General features: G+C 47.3%; 13 protein-coding genes. 8 read left to right on the top strand and 5 right to left on the bottom strand.

The window, feature by feature from the left end; genetic code table 11:
- The first annotated feature begins 3 nt into the window (after window positions 1-3).
- Window positions 4-930 (top strand): 2-hydroxyacid dehydrogenase, encoded by a 927-nt coding sequence (locus tag RIG68_RS27110; protein WP_350129897.1) that lies wholly within the window; start codon window positions 4-6, stop codon window positions 928-930.
- A gap of 133 nt (window positions 931-1,063) precedes the next feature.
- Window positions 1,064-2,689 (top strand): OmpA family protein, encoded by a 1,626-nt coding sequence (locus RIG68_RS27105; protein ID WP_350129894.1) that lies wholly within the window; start codon window positions 1,064-1,066, stop codon window positions 2,687-2,689.
- Here RIG68_RS27105 and RIG68_RS27100 read toward each other — a convergent pair.
- From RIG68_RS27100 to RIG68_RS27090, 3 genes are all read right to left on the bottom strand, one after another.
- Complete coding sequence (locus tag RIG68_RS27100; protein ID WP_350129891.1) at window positions 2,686-3,528, bottom strand: SDR family NAD(P)-dependent oxidoreductase; 843 nt, start codon at window positions 3,526-3,528, stop codon at window positions 2,686-2,688. The genes RIG68_RS27105 and RIG68_RS27100 overlap by 4 nt on opposite strands.
- Before the next feature lie 117 nt (window positions 3,529-3,645).
- Window positions 3,646-5,331: an N-acyl-D-amino-acid deacylase family protein gene (locus RIG68_RS27095; RefSeq protein WP_350129888.1), complete on the bottom strand. Its 1,686-nt coding sequence runs from the start codon at window positions 5,329-5,331 to the stop codon at window positions 3,646-3,648.
- Between the two features lie 57 nt (window positions 5,332-5,388).
- The gene (locus tag RIG68_RS27090) at window positions 5,389-6,216 is read right to left on the bottom strand and encodes a VOC family protein (protein WP_350129887.1); all 828 of its coding nucleotides are present in this window, start codon (window positions 6,214-6,216) and stop codon (window positions 5,389-5,391) included.
- Between the two features lie 177 nt (window positions 6,217-6,393).
- On the opposite strand from RIG68_RS27090, the gene RIG68_RS27085 reads away from it, so the two are divergent.
- The 5 genes from RIG68_RS27085 (at window position 6,394) to RIG68_RS27065 (ending at window position 13,343) form a co-directional block, all read left to right on the top strand.
- Window positions 6,394-6,975 (top strand): hypothetical protein, encoded by a 582-nt coding sequence (locus RIG68_RS27085; protein ID WP_350129884.1) that lies wholly within the window; start codon window positions 6,394-6,396, stop codon window positions 6,973-6,975.
- A 247-nt stretch (window positions 6,976-7,222) separates the two neighbouring features.
- Window positions 7,223-8,359 (top strand): transporter family protein, encoded by a 1,137-nt coding sequence (locus RIG68_RS27080; protein WP_350129882.1) that lies wholly within the window; start codon window positions 7,223-7,225, stop codon window positions 8,357-8,359.
- 209 nt (window positions 8,360-8,568) lie between these two features.
- A complete protein-coding gene (locus RIG68_RS27075; RefSeq protein ID WP_350129879.1) occupies window positions 8,569-9,495 on the top strand; it encodes a transporter in 927 nt (308 codons plus the stop codon).
- An 18-nt stretch (window positions 9,496-9,513) separates the two neighbouring features.
- The gene (locus tag RIG68_RS27070) at window positions 9,514-11,055 is read left to right on the top strand and encodes a vanadium-dependent haloperoxidase (protein ID WP_350129877.1); all 1,542 of its coding nucleotides are present in this window, start codon (window positions 9,514-9,516) and stop codon (window positions 11,053-11,055) included.
- Window positions 11,056-11,153: 98 nt separating this feature from the next.
- Window positions 11,154-13,343: a TonB-dependent receptor family protein gene (locus tag RIG68_RS27065; protein ID WP_350129874.1), complete on the top strand. Its 2,190-nt coding sequence runs from the start codon at window positions 11,154-11,156 to the stop codon at window positions 13,341-13,343.
- Window positions 13,344-13,440: 97 nt separating this feature from the next.
- Here the strand turns inward: RIG68_RS27065 and RIG68_RS27060 are convergent, their stop codons facing one another.
- Both RIG68_RS27060 and ggt read right to left on the bottom strand, forming a co-directional pair.
- A complete protein-coding gene (locus RIG68_RS27060; protein WP_350129871.1) occupies window positions 13,441-14,568 on the bottom strand; it encodes a DmpA family aminopeptidase in 1,128 nt (375 codons plus the stop codon).
- A gap of 24 nt (window positions 14,569-14,592) precedes the next feature.
- Window positions 14,593-16,299 (bottom strand): gamma-glutamyltransferase, encoded by a 1,707-nt coding sequence (ggt, locus tag RIG68_RS27055; RefSeq protein ID WP_350129868.1) that lies wholly within the window; start codon window positions 16,297-16,299, stop codon window positions 14,593-14,595.
- A 237-nt stretch (window positions 16,300-16,536) separates the two neighbouring features.
- On the opposite strand from ggt, the gene RIG68_RS27050 reads away from it, so the two are divergent.
- A complete protein-coding gene (locus RIG68_RS27050; RefSeq protein ID WP_350129865.1) occupies window positions 16,537-16,800 on the top strand; it encodes a hypothetical protein in 264 nt (87 codons plus the stop codon).
- Window positions 16,801-16,943 lie beyond the last annotated feature (143 nt).

Here is a 16,943-nt window from a genome sequence, read left to right as displayed (position 1 = left end):
TCTATGTCGATAGTAATTATTGCGCCAAACAGGGACTTAAGCCGGTGGATCAGGGAATTCAATAACGCAGATGAAAGCCTTGATGTTAGAATTTGGCCTGAGACTGGAGACCAATCGGAAGTAACCTGCGCAGTCGTGTGGGGCCACCCGACCGGGTCGCTGACAGCTTTTCCTAATCTCAAGCTTATTTGCTCCATGGGGGCAGGGGTTGATCATGTACTCAAGGATCCGGAGCTGCCTGACAGTGTGCCCGTGGTTCGCATTGTCGATGAGGGCCTAAGCTTCTCGATGAGCAACTATATCGTTTCTGCGGTTTTGTATCATCATCGGCGGTTTGAGAAATACCTCGCCGATAAAAAAGCACACATTTGGGATCAGCCATCGCCGCCTGAAGTCGATTGCCGGATAGGCATCATGGGCTTCGGTGTACTGGGCCAGGATGCCGGCAGGAAGCTGAAAGCCCTCGGGTTCGATGTATTTGGATATGCGAATAGCCGTAAGAAGGTTGATGGAATTCAGTGCTTCGCCGGTGAAGGTGAGCTAAGTGCTTTTCTCAGGGAAATAAATGTGTTGGTGTGCTTGTTGCCAGCTACACCGGAAACTAAGGGCGTCCTGAACAAAAAGTTTTTTGAGGGCATGAACCGGGGCACCTATCTGATCAATGCCGCCCGGGGCCATCATCAGGTAACAGATGATATCATCGGGGCCATTGACAACGGAACGCTGTCGGGTGCCTTTCTGGATGTTTTCGAAAAGGAACCGCTTCAAACGGATCACCCAATTTGGGGCCATCCAAAAGTGTTCATTACTCCACATATAGCCAGCATCACCAATCCTGGGGCAGCGGCTCCCCAGATTGTGGCTAATTATAAAGCCATGATGGAGGGACAGCCGTTGAAGAATACAATTGACAGGGATCGAGGATACTAGGTTTGATGTCTGGCTTGTAAACATGCTTCGAAGGTATCTTCACCCGACCGCTCACCCAATTTTCGCCATACCGATTGCCTTATCCGGGCACGATTGTTCGTTATTCTATTAACTTTGCCGAAAATCCTGTTTAATGAAGTATTTAGCGCTTTTTATTGCTGCCGCCTTTCTGTTTTGTTCCGTGTTAGTCAACGCCCAAAACCTAACCGTTTATGATGGTCAGGAGACAGTGGGAAATAATATCAATTCCCCTTCATTTGAAGAAAACCCTGTGATGCACCCTTCTGGCACAAAGTTGTTCTTTACCAGAGTTCAACACCCCGCTAATGTGGGAGGCAAAGGAGATAAGGGAGATATCTGGATGAGCGAGCAGTCGGCTTCGGGAGGCTGGCTCCCGGCGCAAAATCTGGGCACACCATTGAATAGCGACGGACTCAATGCTATCATAGGTTTTACTGATGGCGGCAACCTGATGTATCTTTCCACTGACTACAAAGACAAAGACGGGATACTCAGAAAAGCCGTAGCTACCAGCCGTAGAAACGGCGGCAACTGGACGGAGCCGGAAAGGTTGAACGTTAAGTACTTCAATAACAAGAGCAGTCATCAAAGTGGCTGGGTGACAGCGGACGGAACGGTTTTGCTGCTTTCGATAGAAGCACCCGGCGGCTATGGTACAGAAGACCTTTATGTATGCTTCAGGGAATCAGACGGCAGCTACTCATCGCCCCGGAACCTTGGCTTTATGCTCAATACTGCCTTTCAGGAAAATACTCCGTTCTTAGCAGAAGACTATAAAACACTGATTTTTGCTTCCAATGGGATTGCCGGGCAGGGAGGAAGAGACCTGTTCTATTCAGAAAGGCTTGACGATTCCTGGAGAAACTGGTCGGAGCCTGTAAGCCTCGGGGACAAAGTCAATACTGTTGGTACCGAGCTATCGTTTTCGTTTCAGCCGGGGGGCGATTTCGCTTACCTCACCAGCACGCAGAACTCAGAGGGTTACAGCGATATCAAAAGAGTGAAAATCAAGTCAGACATAGTAGCTCAAAGGCTGGATACTATTCCACAAACGCCGCTCATTGGTGCCGTTGTTAAACCGTCTGTCGATCCTGAACTTGTGCCGACAGTGACAGCCCCAACAGTGGCCACCACTCAGGTTTCCGGAATCGTGAGAGATGCCAAGACACTTGGAACGCTGTCTGTAGACATAGCAGTCACTGGGCAAACGTCGGATTATAATACCAATTACCAATCAGGTAGTGATGGAACGTTTAGTTTTGCTCTGGAGAATGGCCATTCTTATGCCCTCACAGTTTCCTCCAAGGGGTATCTGGAGGAACAGTTGGTAGCCGAAACATTTGATGGAAAGGAAATCAACGAGACAGTGTTATTGCAGCCACTATCTGTCGGCAACACGGTAACGCTTTCACATGTGCTTTTCGAGCAGAGCACAGCCAATATGATCAAGGGCTCAGAGGCAGACCTTGAAAGGGTAAGGAAAATGATGGAAGACAACCCGGAGGTGGAAATACTCATTTCAGGTCATACCGACAACCAGGGGCCTATTAAACCCAACATCGAATTGTCGGAAAGCAGGGTGCAGACTGTGATAGATTACCTGGTTAGCAAAGGAGTCGACAAGAGCCGATTGACTGGCCAAGGCTTTGGGCCAACCAAACCTATCGCATCCAATGCGTCGGAGGACACTCGAAAGCTCAACAGAAGAGTTGAGTTCACTGTTGTGAAGGGTAACTAATTTTCCAGGGCTTCCTTTATCATTTGTTCACTTAGCGCCCAAAGATTCGCGGCGTTTTCGTCGCTTGTGGCCTGGGTGGAAGGAGTGGTTAAACGCCTCGATTTGAAATAACCACCGCTATTTTTTTCAATTCCTTCTTTCGTGGCCAGATAAACCGAAGTGGAAGCTCCTTTGGAAGGTGTGATCATGAAGAGCTGCGCAAATTTGATAACGCCACTCACAAAACCTTTCATGTTATGACCGAAATTGGTTTTTACAACGCCTGGATGAACCGAGAAGGCGGTAAGCCCACGGTCACTGTATTGTTCATGAAGTGATTTAGTGAACAACAGATTACATAGTTTGGCATCGCCATATCCTTTAAAGCCAGGTGTTAGACCTTTATTCTCCTTTATCTTCTCAATATTCAGGTACCCAATTTTGTGGGCCTCTGAACTCACATTGATGACTCTTGCCTTGGAAGCCAGCAGTTCATTGAGCAAAAGATTGGTGAGATAGAAGTGCCCAAGATGATTGACTGTAAAGTTCATTTCAATGCCATCTTTACTGCGATCATCTGCATCTATAACACCACCAGCGTTGTTGATAAGCGCATCAATTCTGTGGGAGATATCTTTGATTTTGCCAGCAGCTTCCTGGATCGAATGGAGATCGGCCAAATCAGCCACAATATGGTGAACATTCTCGTGGCCAGCGGCAGCTTTGATAAGGCTGTCAGCTTTTCTGGCTTTGTCTTTATTCCGGGCAAGGTGAATAACCCTGTATCCCATTTGAGCCAATTGTTTGGCGGTCTCAAAGCCAATTCCGGCGGTGGCACCCGTAATAACTACAGTTTTCATGGTCAGGTCAGTATAGTTTCATTAAGATAAGGGAATAACTGTAGCAAGTAAAATTGCCGGTTGATTATATCTTTTTTTCGCACGTTACTTTGCAACCGAATGTCATCCACTCCCGGATCAGTCTTTGTAACCTACCCATCCAGGGCCTCTTACTGCTCTTCCGGGAAAGCTTCCTGTATGCTCACTGTTGCTAAGTACCTGCACGCCATTCACCCAAACGTCTGTGACGCCAGTTGAAAGCTGATGAGGGTTTTCGAAGGTTGCGTGATCCTGAATCGTCGCTGGGTCAAAAATCACCACATCAGCATAGTAGCCTGGCTCAAGTCTGCCTCTTTTTCTTATGCCCATGTTTTCGGCTGGCATCGAAGATAGCTTTCTGATGGCCTCTTCCAGAGAAATCACTTTCTCCTCTCTCACATACTTGCCCAATAGTCGGGCAAAATTGCCGTAGGTGCGTGGGTGAGTGCTCGACTCCAATACTTTGCCCTCAGGCATCACTGATCCAGCGTCAGAGCAAAAACTCATGTATGGTAATTGAATCTGGCGTTTAACGTTTTCTTCCGACATCATGAAGTAGGCCGTGCCCACCCGGGTCTCATCGGCTATCACCAAATCGATGGCAGTTTCCTCTGTAGACTTACCATGAATAGCAGCGGCTTCGGCCAATGTCTTTCCTGTGTAGATTGGCTTCAGCGAATCGTTCTTGAAGCCAAGCAGCACAACCCGTTCCGGTGAACCGGCAGATAGCAGCAGGTTTTCCCATTCATTGGTGGCAGTTCTCATTTCCTCGATCACCTTCTTTCTAACATCAGGATTCTGCAAACGCTCTCTCCATTTCTCCGGGCCACCTTCCTGCACCCAGGGCGGCATGGAAGCATCGAGCCCGGTGGCACCAGCTGTGTAGGTATACATGTCCGTAGTCAACTGAATGCCCTCAGCTCTTGCCCCTTCTATCATGGAAAGAAGTGTATCCATTTTCCACCAATTATCGGTGCCGGCAACCTTGAGGTGGTAAATTTCGGCAGGTAGGCCAGCTTCCCTGGCGATCCTGATTGTTTCGTCAACCGCTTCCAGGAGCTGGTTGCCTTCGCTGCGCATGTGGGTGATGTACCGGCCACCATAGGGAGCAGCCACCTTGCACAGTTCTATCAGCTCCTCAGTGCTGGCGTAAAAGGCCGGAGCATAAATCAGAGATGAACCGATACCCAAAGCGCCTTCTTCCATACCCTGTTTTACCAGCAACCGCATGCTGTCTAATTCTACCTCAGTTGGTGGACGGTTGTCATAGTCAACTGTGTGAATGCGAACGGTAGTAGCGCCTATGAAGGAGGCCACATTAGGTGTCACTCCACTCGTTTCTAAATACTCCAGATACTCTCCGAGTGTAGTCCATTCTGGGGTGATATCAGTTTCTTCTTCCGCATTCTTGACCCAGTCTGCCTTCATTTTATCACTCAGGGGCCCCATAGATACACCCTCACCAAATACTTCAAGGGTAACTCCCTGCCTGATGTCACTCATTGACCTGGGGTCGGTAATGATGCTTTCGGTTGCCCAGCTCAGCATGTTGATAAAGCCAGGGCTCACAGCCTTGCCTTCGGCATCAATTTCGGCAGCTCCCGACTTGTCCTTTAAGTCGCCTATGAACGCAATCGTATCTGCTTTGATACCCAGGTCGGCACTAATAGGAGCACTGCCCGAGCCGTCATAGATAATGCCGTTGCGGATAATCACATCGTAATCAGGCGAAGAACATGAAATGATCGCCCCAAGTAGGGGCAGGAGGTAAGTTAATCTCTTCATTTAAGGTTGGTTTGTCTTCGTCAGCCAACCCTTTAAGCTAAAAAAACGGCTGCTGTACTAAAGCACTACTAATCCATGTAAGTTAGAAAAATCGAAATCTACTTGCGAACCACTTGTACCAAATTCCCACTCGATTCCGAACACCCCCAAGCCCTTGCTTCTCAATTTTTTGATGAGCGCATCATTCTCCGACGATTTCTTTAAAATGAGGGCAGTTGAACCAATAATATATCTGGCCTCTTTGTCTTCTTCAGCCGTATTCTGTTGGGGCTCCTGGCCTAGCAGGGTGGTCAGGTTGCGCATCATTTCCTTAAAATCAAGCGCCAGAAGAGTAATTGATTTTATACCGGTAACGCCATTTTTATGCGTTGTGGCTTCCTCGGCAGGAGTTGAGGGAGTAGAATAGGGCCCCCGAATAAAGGGAAGCTCAGTGAGGAGGGTCGATGCCATTTGCCAGGTGATCTTTTTTCCATCTGGCCTCTTCCTGGCCGCTGCCATTGGTTTGGTGACAAAAAGACCCCCGTCGTTTATCCTTACCAAATCTGCTTTAATATCAGCCGACAAAAGGCAGAAGTCGGTCACTCCTTCAGGCAGCGAAAGAGCCCTGTCGTAGAACCTGTGAAAAAGTCCCCATTTCTTTGAGTACTTGAGAGACCTGAAAGCCCGGGTTTTCGAATACAGCTTCAAAAGAAATGGTTTGAAGCCTTTTCTGATCGACAGCAGCTCCAGAAAACTTCCGTCTTTGAACATCACTAATGCATTTTCAGAGAATCCCCCCTTGTGAATCCCCCCTTTTGTTACTACGAAGCCACTGGCGGTGAACGTTTGCGTGGCTTTTTCTAAGTTATCGACTTTAATCACAAGGTGATCGAATGGTAAGCTCATATATGTTGGAAAAGTTTAAGTTTTTGAAAGAAAAACTATTCACATGTTCCACATAGGCTGAACAATCAGACCGATGTGTAATGCTTAAAGTACTTATGAACTTACGGTTGGTTGCAGATATGCCTTCGAAATATAATAAATTATTCCTTTAGGGTGGGTTTGGGATAATTCACCTAAATGCATACATTTCGGAAAAGTATACCTACTTCATTGCGTCGGATCACCGCCATATCGCTTCTTTTTCTGTTCCTTTTGAACATCATCGGATTTTACGGTGTGTTCATGGGGCTGAAATATAACCTTGAACAACAGGTAGTTAGCGACCTTGATTCGGATAACTTCAATGAAGATGAGCTAGTTGAGTTTAAGGTAGCTGTGTCTCTTGCCTACATGCCTGATCAGGCCAACTATGAAAGAGTTGACGGGCTCATAGAGGTAGAAGGAAAGTACTATAGATTGGTCAAACAAAAATATGCAGGGGATACCCTGTACATCGTTTGCCTTCCCGACTACAACCAGCAAAAGCTGCATGAAGCCATTGAGGACTATGTGAGTACTTTCACAGCGCCGGATGCCTCTACAACTAAACAGGTTGACCTTTCAAAATCGCTTTCCAAAGATTACATGATTTCGAAAGTGGCAATGGAAAGGGGTTCCTACGGTAGTTTCTATTCCGTAGAGAACACCGGCTACATTGTCTCCAGTTACATTTTTTATCTTTCGATTCAGAGTCCTCCTCCCAGGAATATTTTAGTTTAAGACAGAATCAGACCGATTCTGAACTTTCATCTCGTTATTTCTTCATCACCGACAAATCAATCATTTGCTGTGAAACTTTAGCTGGTTTCCTACAAACGAGGTTGTTTATAGTTGTTTGGTGCTTCAGTAAGTTGCTGGCAGGTTTTCAGGTAAAGCTTTGTGGTGTCGATGATAGCAAGAGGTAACTAGCAGGACTTTTCAGAATTGGTCTATCCAATACTTTTTCTTTCACTAAAATCATCTCAAAATGAAATTTACTTTTACTAAATATATAGTACTCATTTGCCTGTTTATAGGTATCAGTGAAGCCTTTTCTCAGGGCTGTATCGCAGTTAGGTCAGGAGCCGGTGTCAACGTTGGCGGTGGGGCCGTGCTGGGCAAAGGACAGTGGAATGCCGCAACCAATTTCAGGTATTTCCATTCATATAAGCACTTTCGTGGTAAGCATGAAGAAACTGAGCGTGTCGAAAATGGGACAGAGGTAATAAACGATTCTTATTTCCTCGACTTTCTGGTTGCCTACGGCATTTCAGACCGTCTGTCAGTAAATTTTGTTCTTCCTTTCGTTAATCACGCCAGGTCGTCGATGTACGAGCATGGCGGAAACCCACCCAATGGCCTCGGCGACAGGCATTTTACTTATTCAAGCGGGCTGGCGGATATAAGATTTGGTGCCAGCTACTGGCTGCTCGATCCTGCTACTCATGCTGGATCCAATATTTCACTTGGTTTAGGCATGAAGCTTCCTTCTGGGAATTACCGGGCAAAGGGAAAATTCTACAACCAGGGGCCTAACAGGGATCAGGTGATCACTTCCGGCCTGGATCAATCGATACAACCCGGTGATGGTGGTGTTGGAATAACTTTCGAGTCTCAGGCTTACCACAACATTTCAGAGAAGCTGGTGGTGAGCGCCCTGTTGTACTACATGGTGAATCCCAGGGAGAAATATTCGACAACTAATTTCCGGGGTTCTGCATCGGAATTATCTGTGTCTGATCAGTACGCTGCCCGGCTGGGTGCCTTGTATGTAACTCCCGTGCAGGGACTTGGCCTCTATGGCGGAGCAAGACTGGAGGGTGTTCCAGCTAGCGACCTCATCGGAGGGGATGAGGGATTCAGAAGACCCGGTTATATAGTGTCACTTGAGCCTGGCGTCAACTATGGCGTTGGAAACATGGCATTTAGCCTGACTGTGCCGATTGCTGTAGACAGAGCAAGGGTGCAAAATTTTTCCGACAAGCAAAGAACCAAAGAAACAGGGGAGTTGGTCAACGGCGATGCGGCATTTGCTGACTACCTGATCAATTTCGGTTTCACTTATCGTTTTGGAATGGCCAGGCACACTGTTGATGTAAACGACTTTACGGGGTCTCAAAACTAACTTTTTTCAGCCACTTACTTTCAAAACACAGCTACAGCATTTTTGGCTGAGGTAACTTCGTTGTGCCAAACAGGCACGTTGGAAATGCCATGGTCAATACTTCCCTATCCGGTGGCCTGTAATGCTGTGTCTTTATAGGGAGTTGCCGACTTTTGAAAGGATAAGTGCGTCTTAAATTCCTTTACCTAATCACTTTAATCTAGAAGTTAATGAAAACCATTAAATATATTCTTTTTGGCATGTGTGCCTTTGTTGCCACTCTTGTGCAGGTAAAAGCGCAAACGCCGACTGACGCCATCATGATGAAACAAAGAGAGTCGTGTGTAGCGTTGATTTACGACATGAGCACTTTTGATCACTACTGGGAGGGCGACCTCTTAAGGGTTAATCAAACGATCGAAACAGTGACGAGAAACACCGTTTTGCCCATGATTGCTATAGGACTACACGACAAACTGAACCTCATCGTGGCGACGCCCTACGTAAACACGAAATCCAGCGAACCAAATGGTGGCAAGTTTGCCGGAGCCAAAGGGTTTCAGGACATCGGGATTTCGCTCAAAGGAGAATTGATGAATAAACAGCTGGGCGCTGGAAAACTAGCTTTGCTGAGTACCGTGAGCTTCTCGACACCAATGAGCAATTACCTGTCGGACTACATGCCCTATTCGCTGGGATTCGGAGCGCCGGAATTCGGAGCAAGGGCGATTGTGCATTATCAACTCGATAAGGGAATGTATGCCAGGGTAACCGGAGCTCATTTATGGAGAGGGCAGACGGAAGCCGAAAGAGACTACTACTACAACAATGGCAGCTACTATACAGCTTTGATGGACGTGCCCGATGCATGGAACTATCAGGCAGTGGTAGGTAGCTGGCTGATGGATTATTCCCTCAAGGTAGAAGCTAATTATCAGGGGCTGGTTTCAACCTCTGGCGACGACATCAGAAAGTACAATGCCGCACAGCCCACAAATAAAGTTGACTTTGGTCAGGTTGGATTGACTGCTCAGTATTACCCCAAAGCTGCAAAAGGGCTGGGGGCTTTGCTATACTACAGCCAGAGAATAAGCGGAAAAAATACAGCCAAGTCAAACAATTTCGGTGTTGGGCTCACCTACCAATTCAAAATCTAGACCTTTAAAACGACCTCAATGAATAAGAATATAACTATTGCAGTTACCAGCCTTTGCATGGTGTTGGCGATTACTGCGTGCGACGATGAACTGCCAACCATGGCAAACTTTACTGACTACGCCTACTCCGGTCTTGATGAGGAAGCCGGATCGTGGACACCTATCCTACTAACTGCTGCTGATCAGATTATTGTTGAAGCTCCCTCAGATGTTGCTTCGGATGAGTATATGGCAGAGCTAACGGATCTCAAGTCTGCCTCAGCCAACCTGAGTGCTGACCAACGTAAAAAAGTGGAGTACTGGACCAATAACTCGCTCATTCGCTGGAATGAGATTGCCCTCGAACTGGTTGCCAAATATAACCTCATTCCGGGGCCAAACGAGGACGACACTTACACTTTACCCAATCCGGCAAGCCCTGATGGCCCTCCAGCGTTTCCATTTGCCCATCCGCCTTATGCATGCAGGGCATTTGCTTACCTGAGTGTGGCACAGTTCGACGGACTGATAACAGCCTGGCACTATAAGTACACTTTCAATCGGGAGGCACCATACAATGTCGACAATGCGATTACACCCGCCTATGAAAAGAGCAGTCTTCCATCGTATCCGTCGCACGGGGCGGTAATAGCAACCAGCTCCAGAGATGTTCTTTCAGCTATGTTTCCTTTGGAAAAGGAATATCTGACTGCCATGGCAGAGGAGCACTTACAGAGCTTGATTTGGGCTGGAATCAACGTAGAAAGTGACGTAGATGCTGGCAAATACATTGGTGAGGAGGTAGCTAAAGTAGCACTTGCAAGGGCCGCTGGTGATGGTATGAAAAAGGCTCAGGCACCAAAAGCAGTGTCAGACTCAATTAAAGCGGCTGCATTTGCCAGATTTGGCTGGCAATGGGACAACCTTGAACTACCCACCCGACCAGTAGGGCTCACTCCGTTGTTTGGTCAAGTGAAAATGTGGAATGTGCCTACTGTGGAGGAAGTGCGGCCAATTGCTCCACCCGCACCGGGCTCAGCTGAGTTTGAGGAAAATGTGAAAGAACTCAAACACTATGCCGACAACATGACCGACGAGTGGCGGGCTATCGCCAATTTCTGGCAGGATGGCTTGGGAACCTATACACCGCCGGGACATTGGAACCGTTTTGCGAAGGATTTTATCATCAAATACAAGCAAAATCCCATTCGCTCTGCAAGAACTTTTGCCTATATGAACATGGCCATTATGGACGGTGGAATCAGTTGCTGGGATGCCAAGTATTACTATCACTATCCACGCCCGATTCAAACGATTCCTGGCTATAAGACCATAGCGGGAACACCAAATTTCCCAAGCTACACTTCGGGCCATAGTGTGTTTTCTGCCGCCGCCGCCGCCGTGTTGGCGTATATTTTCCCTCAGGAGGCTGAATTGGTCAATACATGGGCTGAGGAAGCAGCTATTTCCAGGGTGTACGGTGGTATCCATTACCGGTTTGATGCTGTGGTTGGTACCGATCAGGGAAGGAAGGTTGCTCAGTATGCTATCGAAAGAGCAAAACTCGATGGAGCAAATTGATTATTTAGCTACCGGCCTTTACAGGGTGTTTCGTGTGACGAATGTATAACTGCATAGCCATGGAAACTCCAGGGTCTTAGTAAAAACTTTTAATAAACATGAAAAGTATAATATTAGGTCTGGCAATTGTTGTTGGCATTTCACAACTTCTAAGTGCGCAAACTAGAACAAAGGAAGACAGTCTAAAGGTAATTGAACTCAATGAGATATTAGTCGAAGACGAGGCCCAAAGGGATTTGGGCCGCCTTCCTGATGTTCAGGGTACTTACATCTTTTCAGGAAAGAAAAGTGAGGTGGTCACTCTGGACGAGATGAATGCCACGGTAGCCCTGAAGACATCCAGACAGGTATTTGCCAAAATTCCCGGAGTGTTCGTGTACGACATGGATGGCTCTGGTAATCAGGTAAATATTTCGACAAGAGGACTTGATGCCCATCGTGGATGGGAGTTCAATATCCGAAAGGATGGAGCACTGACCAATTCTGACATGTATGGGTACCCAGCAAGTCACTTTAGCATGCCTTTCGAATCGATTGAGCGAATTGAATTGGTTAGGGGAACAGGTTCCCTTCAGTATGGAGGGCAGTTTGGAGGAATGCTTAATTACATTACGAAGAGGCCGGATTCGACGAAAGCTATTAGCGTAGAAACAAGCAATACCATCGGTTCGTTTGGCTTGCTCAGCACATTTAACTCCGTTGGCGGGAGGGTAGGCAAGGTTGAGTACTATGCATATGCCAGCAGGCGTGTCAATGACGGATATCGGGAGAACGGGCACACCGATTATGAGGCGCAGTCGATTGGCCTCCGTTATTTTCCAACCAGAAATCTCACTGCACGTGTCGAATGGGCAAGGTCGAAATACGTTTATCAGCTTCCTGGCCAGTTGAACGACAGCATGTATCACGCAAACCCAAGAATGTCTACGAGGGGTAGGAATTACTACAGCCCAGATATTCACGTGCCGTCCGTCACTGTCGACTGGGATATTTCCAGGCGATCTAAGCTGCGGGTGCTTTCTTCGGCAGTCCTGGGGCAAAGGAGTAGTGTAATGTTCGACAATCCTTCAACTGTGGTTGATTCAATTGACCTCTCCACTGGAACATACGCCAACCGGAAGGTGGATATTGATAACTACCATAGCTACACCACTGAATTACGGTTCTTGCAGGACTATAACCTGGCGACTATCGCTAACACACTTGTGGTAGGGGGGCAGTATATGAACAACAACCTTCACAGGAGACAAAACGGAAAAGGAACTACTGGCAGTGATTTCGACTATTCTCTGGTGGAGCAAGGATGGGGCAGAGACCTGCGCTACAAAACGAGTAACATTGCTTTTTTTGCAGAAAACAAAGCGCAATTGACATCGGCGCTCAGCTGGAATTTAGGGCTCAGGCTTGAGTCCGGCCGAACCGAACTGTCAGGAGAAACCAACTATTATCCAGGTGAAGAATTGCCCAATGCTGTCAATCATAAGTTTCCTTTATTTGGCTCAAGCTTTAACTACCGGCTCAGCAATAATATGGGATTCTATGGCGGCTGGTCGCAGTCGTATAGACCTGTTGTGTTGAAGGATATAGTCCCCGGGGCAGTTTATGAAATATCGGATGACGACTTGAAGGACGCTTCAGGAAGCAATGCGGAGATAGGCTTTCGGGGCAGTCATAAATTACTGAAATGGGATGCTTCCCTTTTCAGCATTGTCTATAACAATCGAATGGGTAACCTGGCCCAGCAGGCTGTGGATGGATCTTTTGAAATTCTCAGAACCAATATAGGAAACTCAGTTACCAGGGGCATAGAGCTGTTTGCTGAAGCTTCAGTAGTGAACAGCAGGGACCTGAAGGTAAGTGTATTCACCTCTACATCATTCATGGACGCTACTTATCAAGACGCCGTTATTCGGTTCGGGACGGATAATGTGGACATCAGCGGGAACCAGGTAGAGAGTGTGCCGCCCTGGATCAGCCGCAACGGCTTGAATCTGGCCTGGAAGTCAATCAGACTTTCAATGCTTTATAGCTATGTGGCTGAAAACTATGCCGACCCGCAAAACACGGTTACACCGGACGCAAATGGAGCCGTTGGCCTCGTGCCTTCTTACCAGCTGGTGGATATCAATGCTACCATACACTTGAACGAGAAAGTTAGCCTGAAAGCAAACCTGAACAATGTGCTGAACGAGACCTACTATACCAAACGTCCATTGTTCTACCCTGGCCCAGGTATTTGGACATCTGATGGGAGAAACTACGCAGTTACTTTACAAGTGAAGTTGTAATAGTGGGAGGTCTCACCAGAGGGTGAGGCATTGGTGCAAAGCGGAGTGAAGAACGGATTTTTGGCCAGTTTCATTTTTTTGGCGTTCTTCCTCTGCTCTATTTTTTGATTTTCCCTCCCTTTTTCAACAAATCCATCACCTTATCCTTTGGAAGTGCTTCAACGGTATGGTTTTGGTATCCCGTCATAGTAGTAGCGGCCCAAAGGGAATTCACAATGGCTTCTTCCGTTGCTTCAATAACTCCCATAAATAGCGGCGTCATGCTGTCGTTGGTCAGCACATTTTGTTGTAATAGAGGCGATGGGGAATCATAAGGAACTCTCAGTCCCTCAGCAGTGGAGAAAGCTATCACGTAGTCGCCGCTGCCATTGGATGCAATACCACCTGTCCTTCCTAGCCCCAAAATAGCCCTTTTCGCAAGCCTCTCCAGGTTTCGTGCATCAAGCGGAGCATCAGTGGCTACCACGATCATGCACGAACCGTCCACCGAGCCAAGGATTTGCTTCCTGTAGGGGTATTGCTCCAGTATTTCATCAATGGCTTCGCCGTCAATTGTAAGGTTACCACCAAAGTTGGTTTGCACCAGCACACCCACGGTGTATCCTCCTAAGCTTTCGGGGAGTTTCCGACTCGAGGTGCCAATGCCACCTTTGTACCCAAAGCAAACTGTGCCAGTGCCAGCACCTACGTTGCCTTCTTCAACCTTTCCTGATTTTGCTGCCTGAATAGCCGCTGCAAAATGCTCTGGCTGGAGCGGAAAACTGCGAATATCATTGAGGTAGCTGTCGTTGGTTTCTCCAACAACAGGATTCACTGATCTTACATTCTCATTACCAGGCAATGCTAAAGTGTATTTTACCAGCGCCTTGGAAGCATCTGCCACCGCAAGTGTATTGGTGAGCAGGATGGGCGTTTCAATATTGCCAAGCTCTTTTACCTGAGTGTATCCGGCTAGTTTCCCAAAAGCGTTACCCAGGTAAATAGCCGCTGGTACTTTCGACTGAAAGATATTTCCATCATAGGGTAGGACAGAAGTCACTCCAGTCCTGACATTGTCACCTTCAATGAGGGTGAAATGCCCAACCCTTACTCCGTTCACATCTGTAATTGCATTGAATTCCCCCTTCGGCAAGACACCGATTTTCACGCCTACCTCAGCTGCTCGTTGTCTGGCGTTAGCCAACAGGGCAGTCATGCAAAAGAGTAGAAGTAGCAGGCGACTCATTCTATTTATTTGAGGATGAAGTACTTAGTAGCCAACAGCGGTATCATCACCCCTTGGATCGGCGCCGCCCTCCAGCATGCCGTCAGGCAACACGAGAATGGCGTCAACCCTGCCAATATTTCCAGTATCTCTGAAGTGATGGCCCATGCTATCCAGTTCAGAGGTAATCTCAGACGTGAGTGCATCGGTTTCAGTGAGTATCAAGTCGGGTAGCCACTGATGGTGAAATCTTCTGGCAGTCACAGCTTCCTGCATGCCCATGCCGTGGTCAACCACATTGAGGATTGTCTGAAATACGGAAGTAATAATGGTAGACCCGCCTGGCGTACCTACCACCATCATTAATTGCCCTTCTTTTTCAACAATAGAAGGGGTCATTGAGCTAAGCATCCTTTTACCCGGCTCAATCGCATTGGCTTCACCACCCACCAAGCCATAGGCGTTGGCGTAGCCAGGTTTCACGCTAAAGTCGTCCATTTCATTATTGAGCAAAAAGCCAGCACCCGCCACAAACACTTTACTCCCGAAGCCTCCATTAAGTGTGGTGGTTACAGATACTGCGTTGCCCTCAGCATCCACTACCGAAAAGTGTGTGGTCTGATCCGATTCTAAAAGAGCAACAGGGTTGCCTTCGGTAACTTCTGAGGATAAAGAGGCCTTGTCAGGATTGAAGGAAGACATTCGCTTTTTGTTGTAAGCAGGATCTACCAGTCCGGCCATAGGCACATCGAAGTAGTCAGGATCTCCAAGATATTTCGCCCGATCAGCGTACACACGTCTTTCGGCCTCAGTGATCAAATGAACCGTTTTGGTTGTGTTCCAGCCCCATTCACTGATTGGGTAGGGCTCTACAGACTGTAGCAGCTGCAGCAATGCGATGCCGCCGCTGGAAGGAGGCGCCATAGAAATAATCTTGTGCCCCTTGTAGGAGCCAGTTACCGGTGTTCTCCAAACAGCTTCATAGTTTTTCAGATCTTCCAGCGTAATGATGCCCTTTCCACGTTGCATTTCCGCTACGATGAGATCGGCAGTTTCGCCTTCGTAGAAACCTGCCTCTTTTTTATCACGAATGAGCGAAAGCGTTTTGGCGAGATCCTTCAAAAATATGGTGTCGCCTGCCATCCACTCACCGTCCTTTAAAATAAAGTCCGGACTAACGGTATTGTACTTTATAAAATTGTCTTTTCCCCGATTGAGTCCGCCGGCTTCTTTTTCGGTAAGAGCAAAGCCGTTGGCTGCCAGGTCAATAGACGGCTGCACCAACTCTTCCCAGCTCAGGCTGCCATATTTTTCATGCGCCTTCACCATCCCATCTACCGAGCCTGGCACGCCAGAGGCCAGGTGCCCCAGCCAACTCAGGTTTTCGATAACTTCTCCGTTTTCATCGAGGTACATATTTCTCGAAGCCGCCGCAGGCGCTTCTTCTCTGTAGTCTAAGCCATCAACTGAACCGTCGTTTCGGCGGATAACCATAAAACCACCACCTCCGATATTACCTGCCCCTGGATAAACAACAGCCAAGGCAAACTGTACTGCAATGGCAGCGTCCACAGCATTACCACCTTTTTTAAGTATATCAGCTCCCACTTGTGATGCCAGCGGGTGTGCTGAAACGACCATCCCATTTTTTGCCGTCTGTCCACGCTCAATGACCCGCTGAGGCTCATTTACTTTTTGAGAGCAGCTGTACAATAGAACAGCAATAAGGATCAGGTTGGTAAGTCTTTTCATATAGTTGACGGTTTTGAGTTCCAAAGTAAAAAAAGAAATGCAGAATCAAAGACAGATTGTGGAGAAGGGTAACTTCAGAAAAATAATATCATTCATGTAAGGTTTTTCAGCTTTGTTGATCTTTCCAATCAGGTGGTTGATCGAATATATAGCCCTGGTCGTAGTAATAAGGGTAGTGAGCCTTTCAATAGCCATGGTTTATGCGTACCTTCGAAGAGTAATAAAAGTAAAAGCGAAGTGAAAAAGGTTTTTTTAGTTATTTCTTTCTCAATGTTGGTCGGGTTTGTAAATGCCACACCTTCTCCCAAGAAGAGTGCAAAAAAAGCCTACTACACATCGCCAATAAGAGAATTTAGAGGAGCTACCTTTTATCAGTGGAAGAACAACGACACCGTGAAAGTGGCTAAAATCTCAACCACTGAGGATAGTGGAAAGAAAGCCGTTGCGAAGAGCGAATCAAACACCCCTGGTAAGCCTACTGCCAGCAATCGCACCAATTAATAGCGACTAGGTCGATTTCATTTTAACCTTCCTGACCCTGCTTTTATGTTTATCCTTTTTAGGATTGTAATAGCGGTGATGCACTTTCGGCTTCACAGTTTTTATATTGTAGGAATGGCTTGAGCATCCCTGAAAGGAGGGTG

The sequence above is a fragment of the Imperialibacter sp. genome (assembly GCF_040222385.1).
In the GTDB taxonomy this organism is placed as follows: domain Bacteria; phylum Bacteroidota; class Bacteroidia; order Cytophagales; family Cyclobacteriaceae; genus Imperialibacter.
Note: the sequence above shows the minus strand (reverse complement) of the source record. Positions and strands in the feature narration are given on the sequence as shown.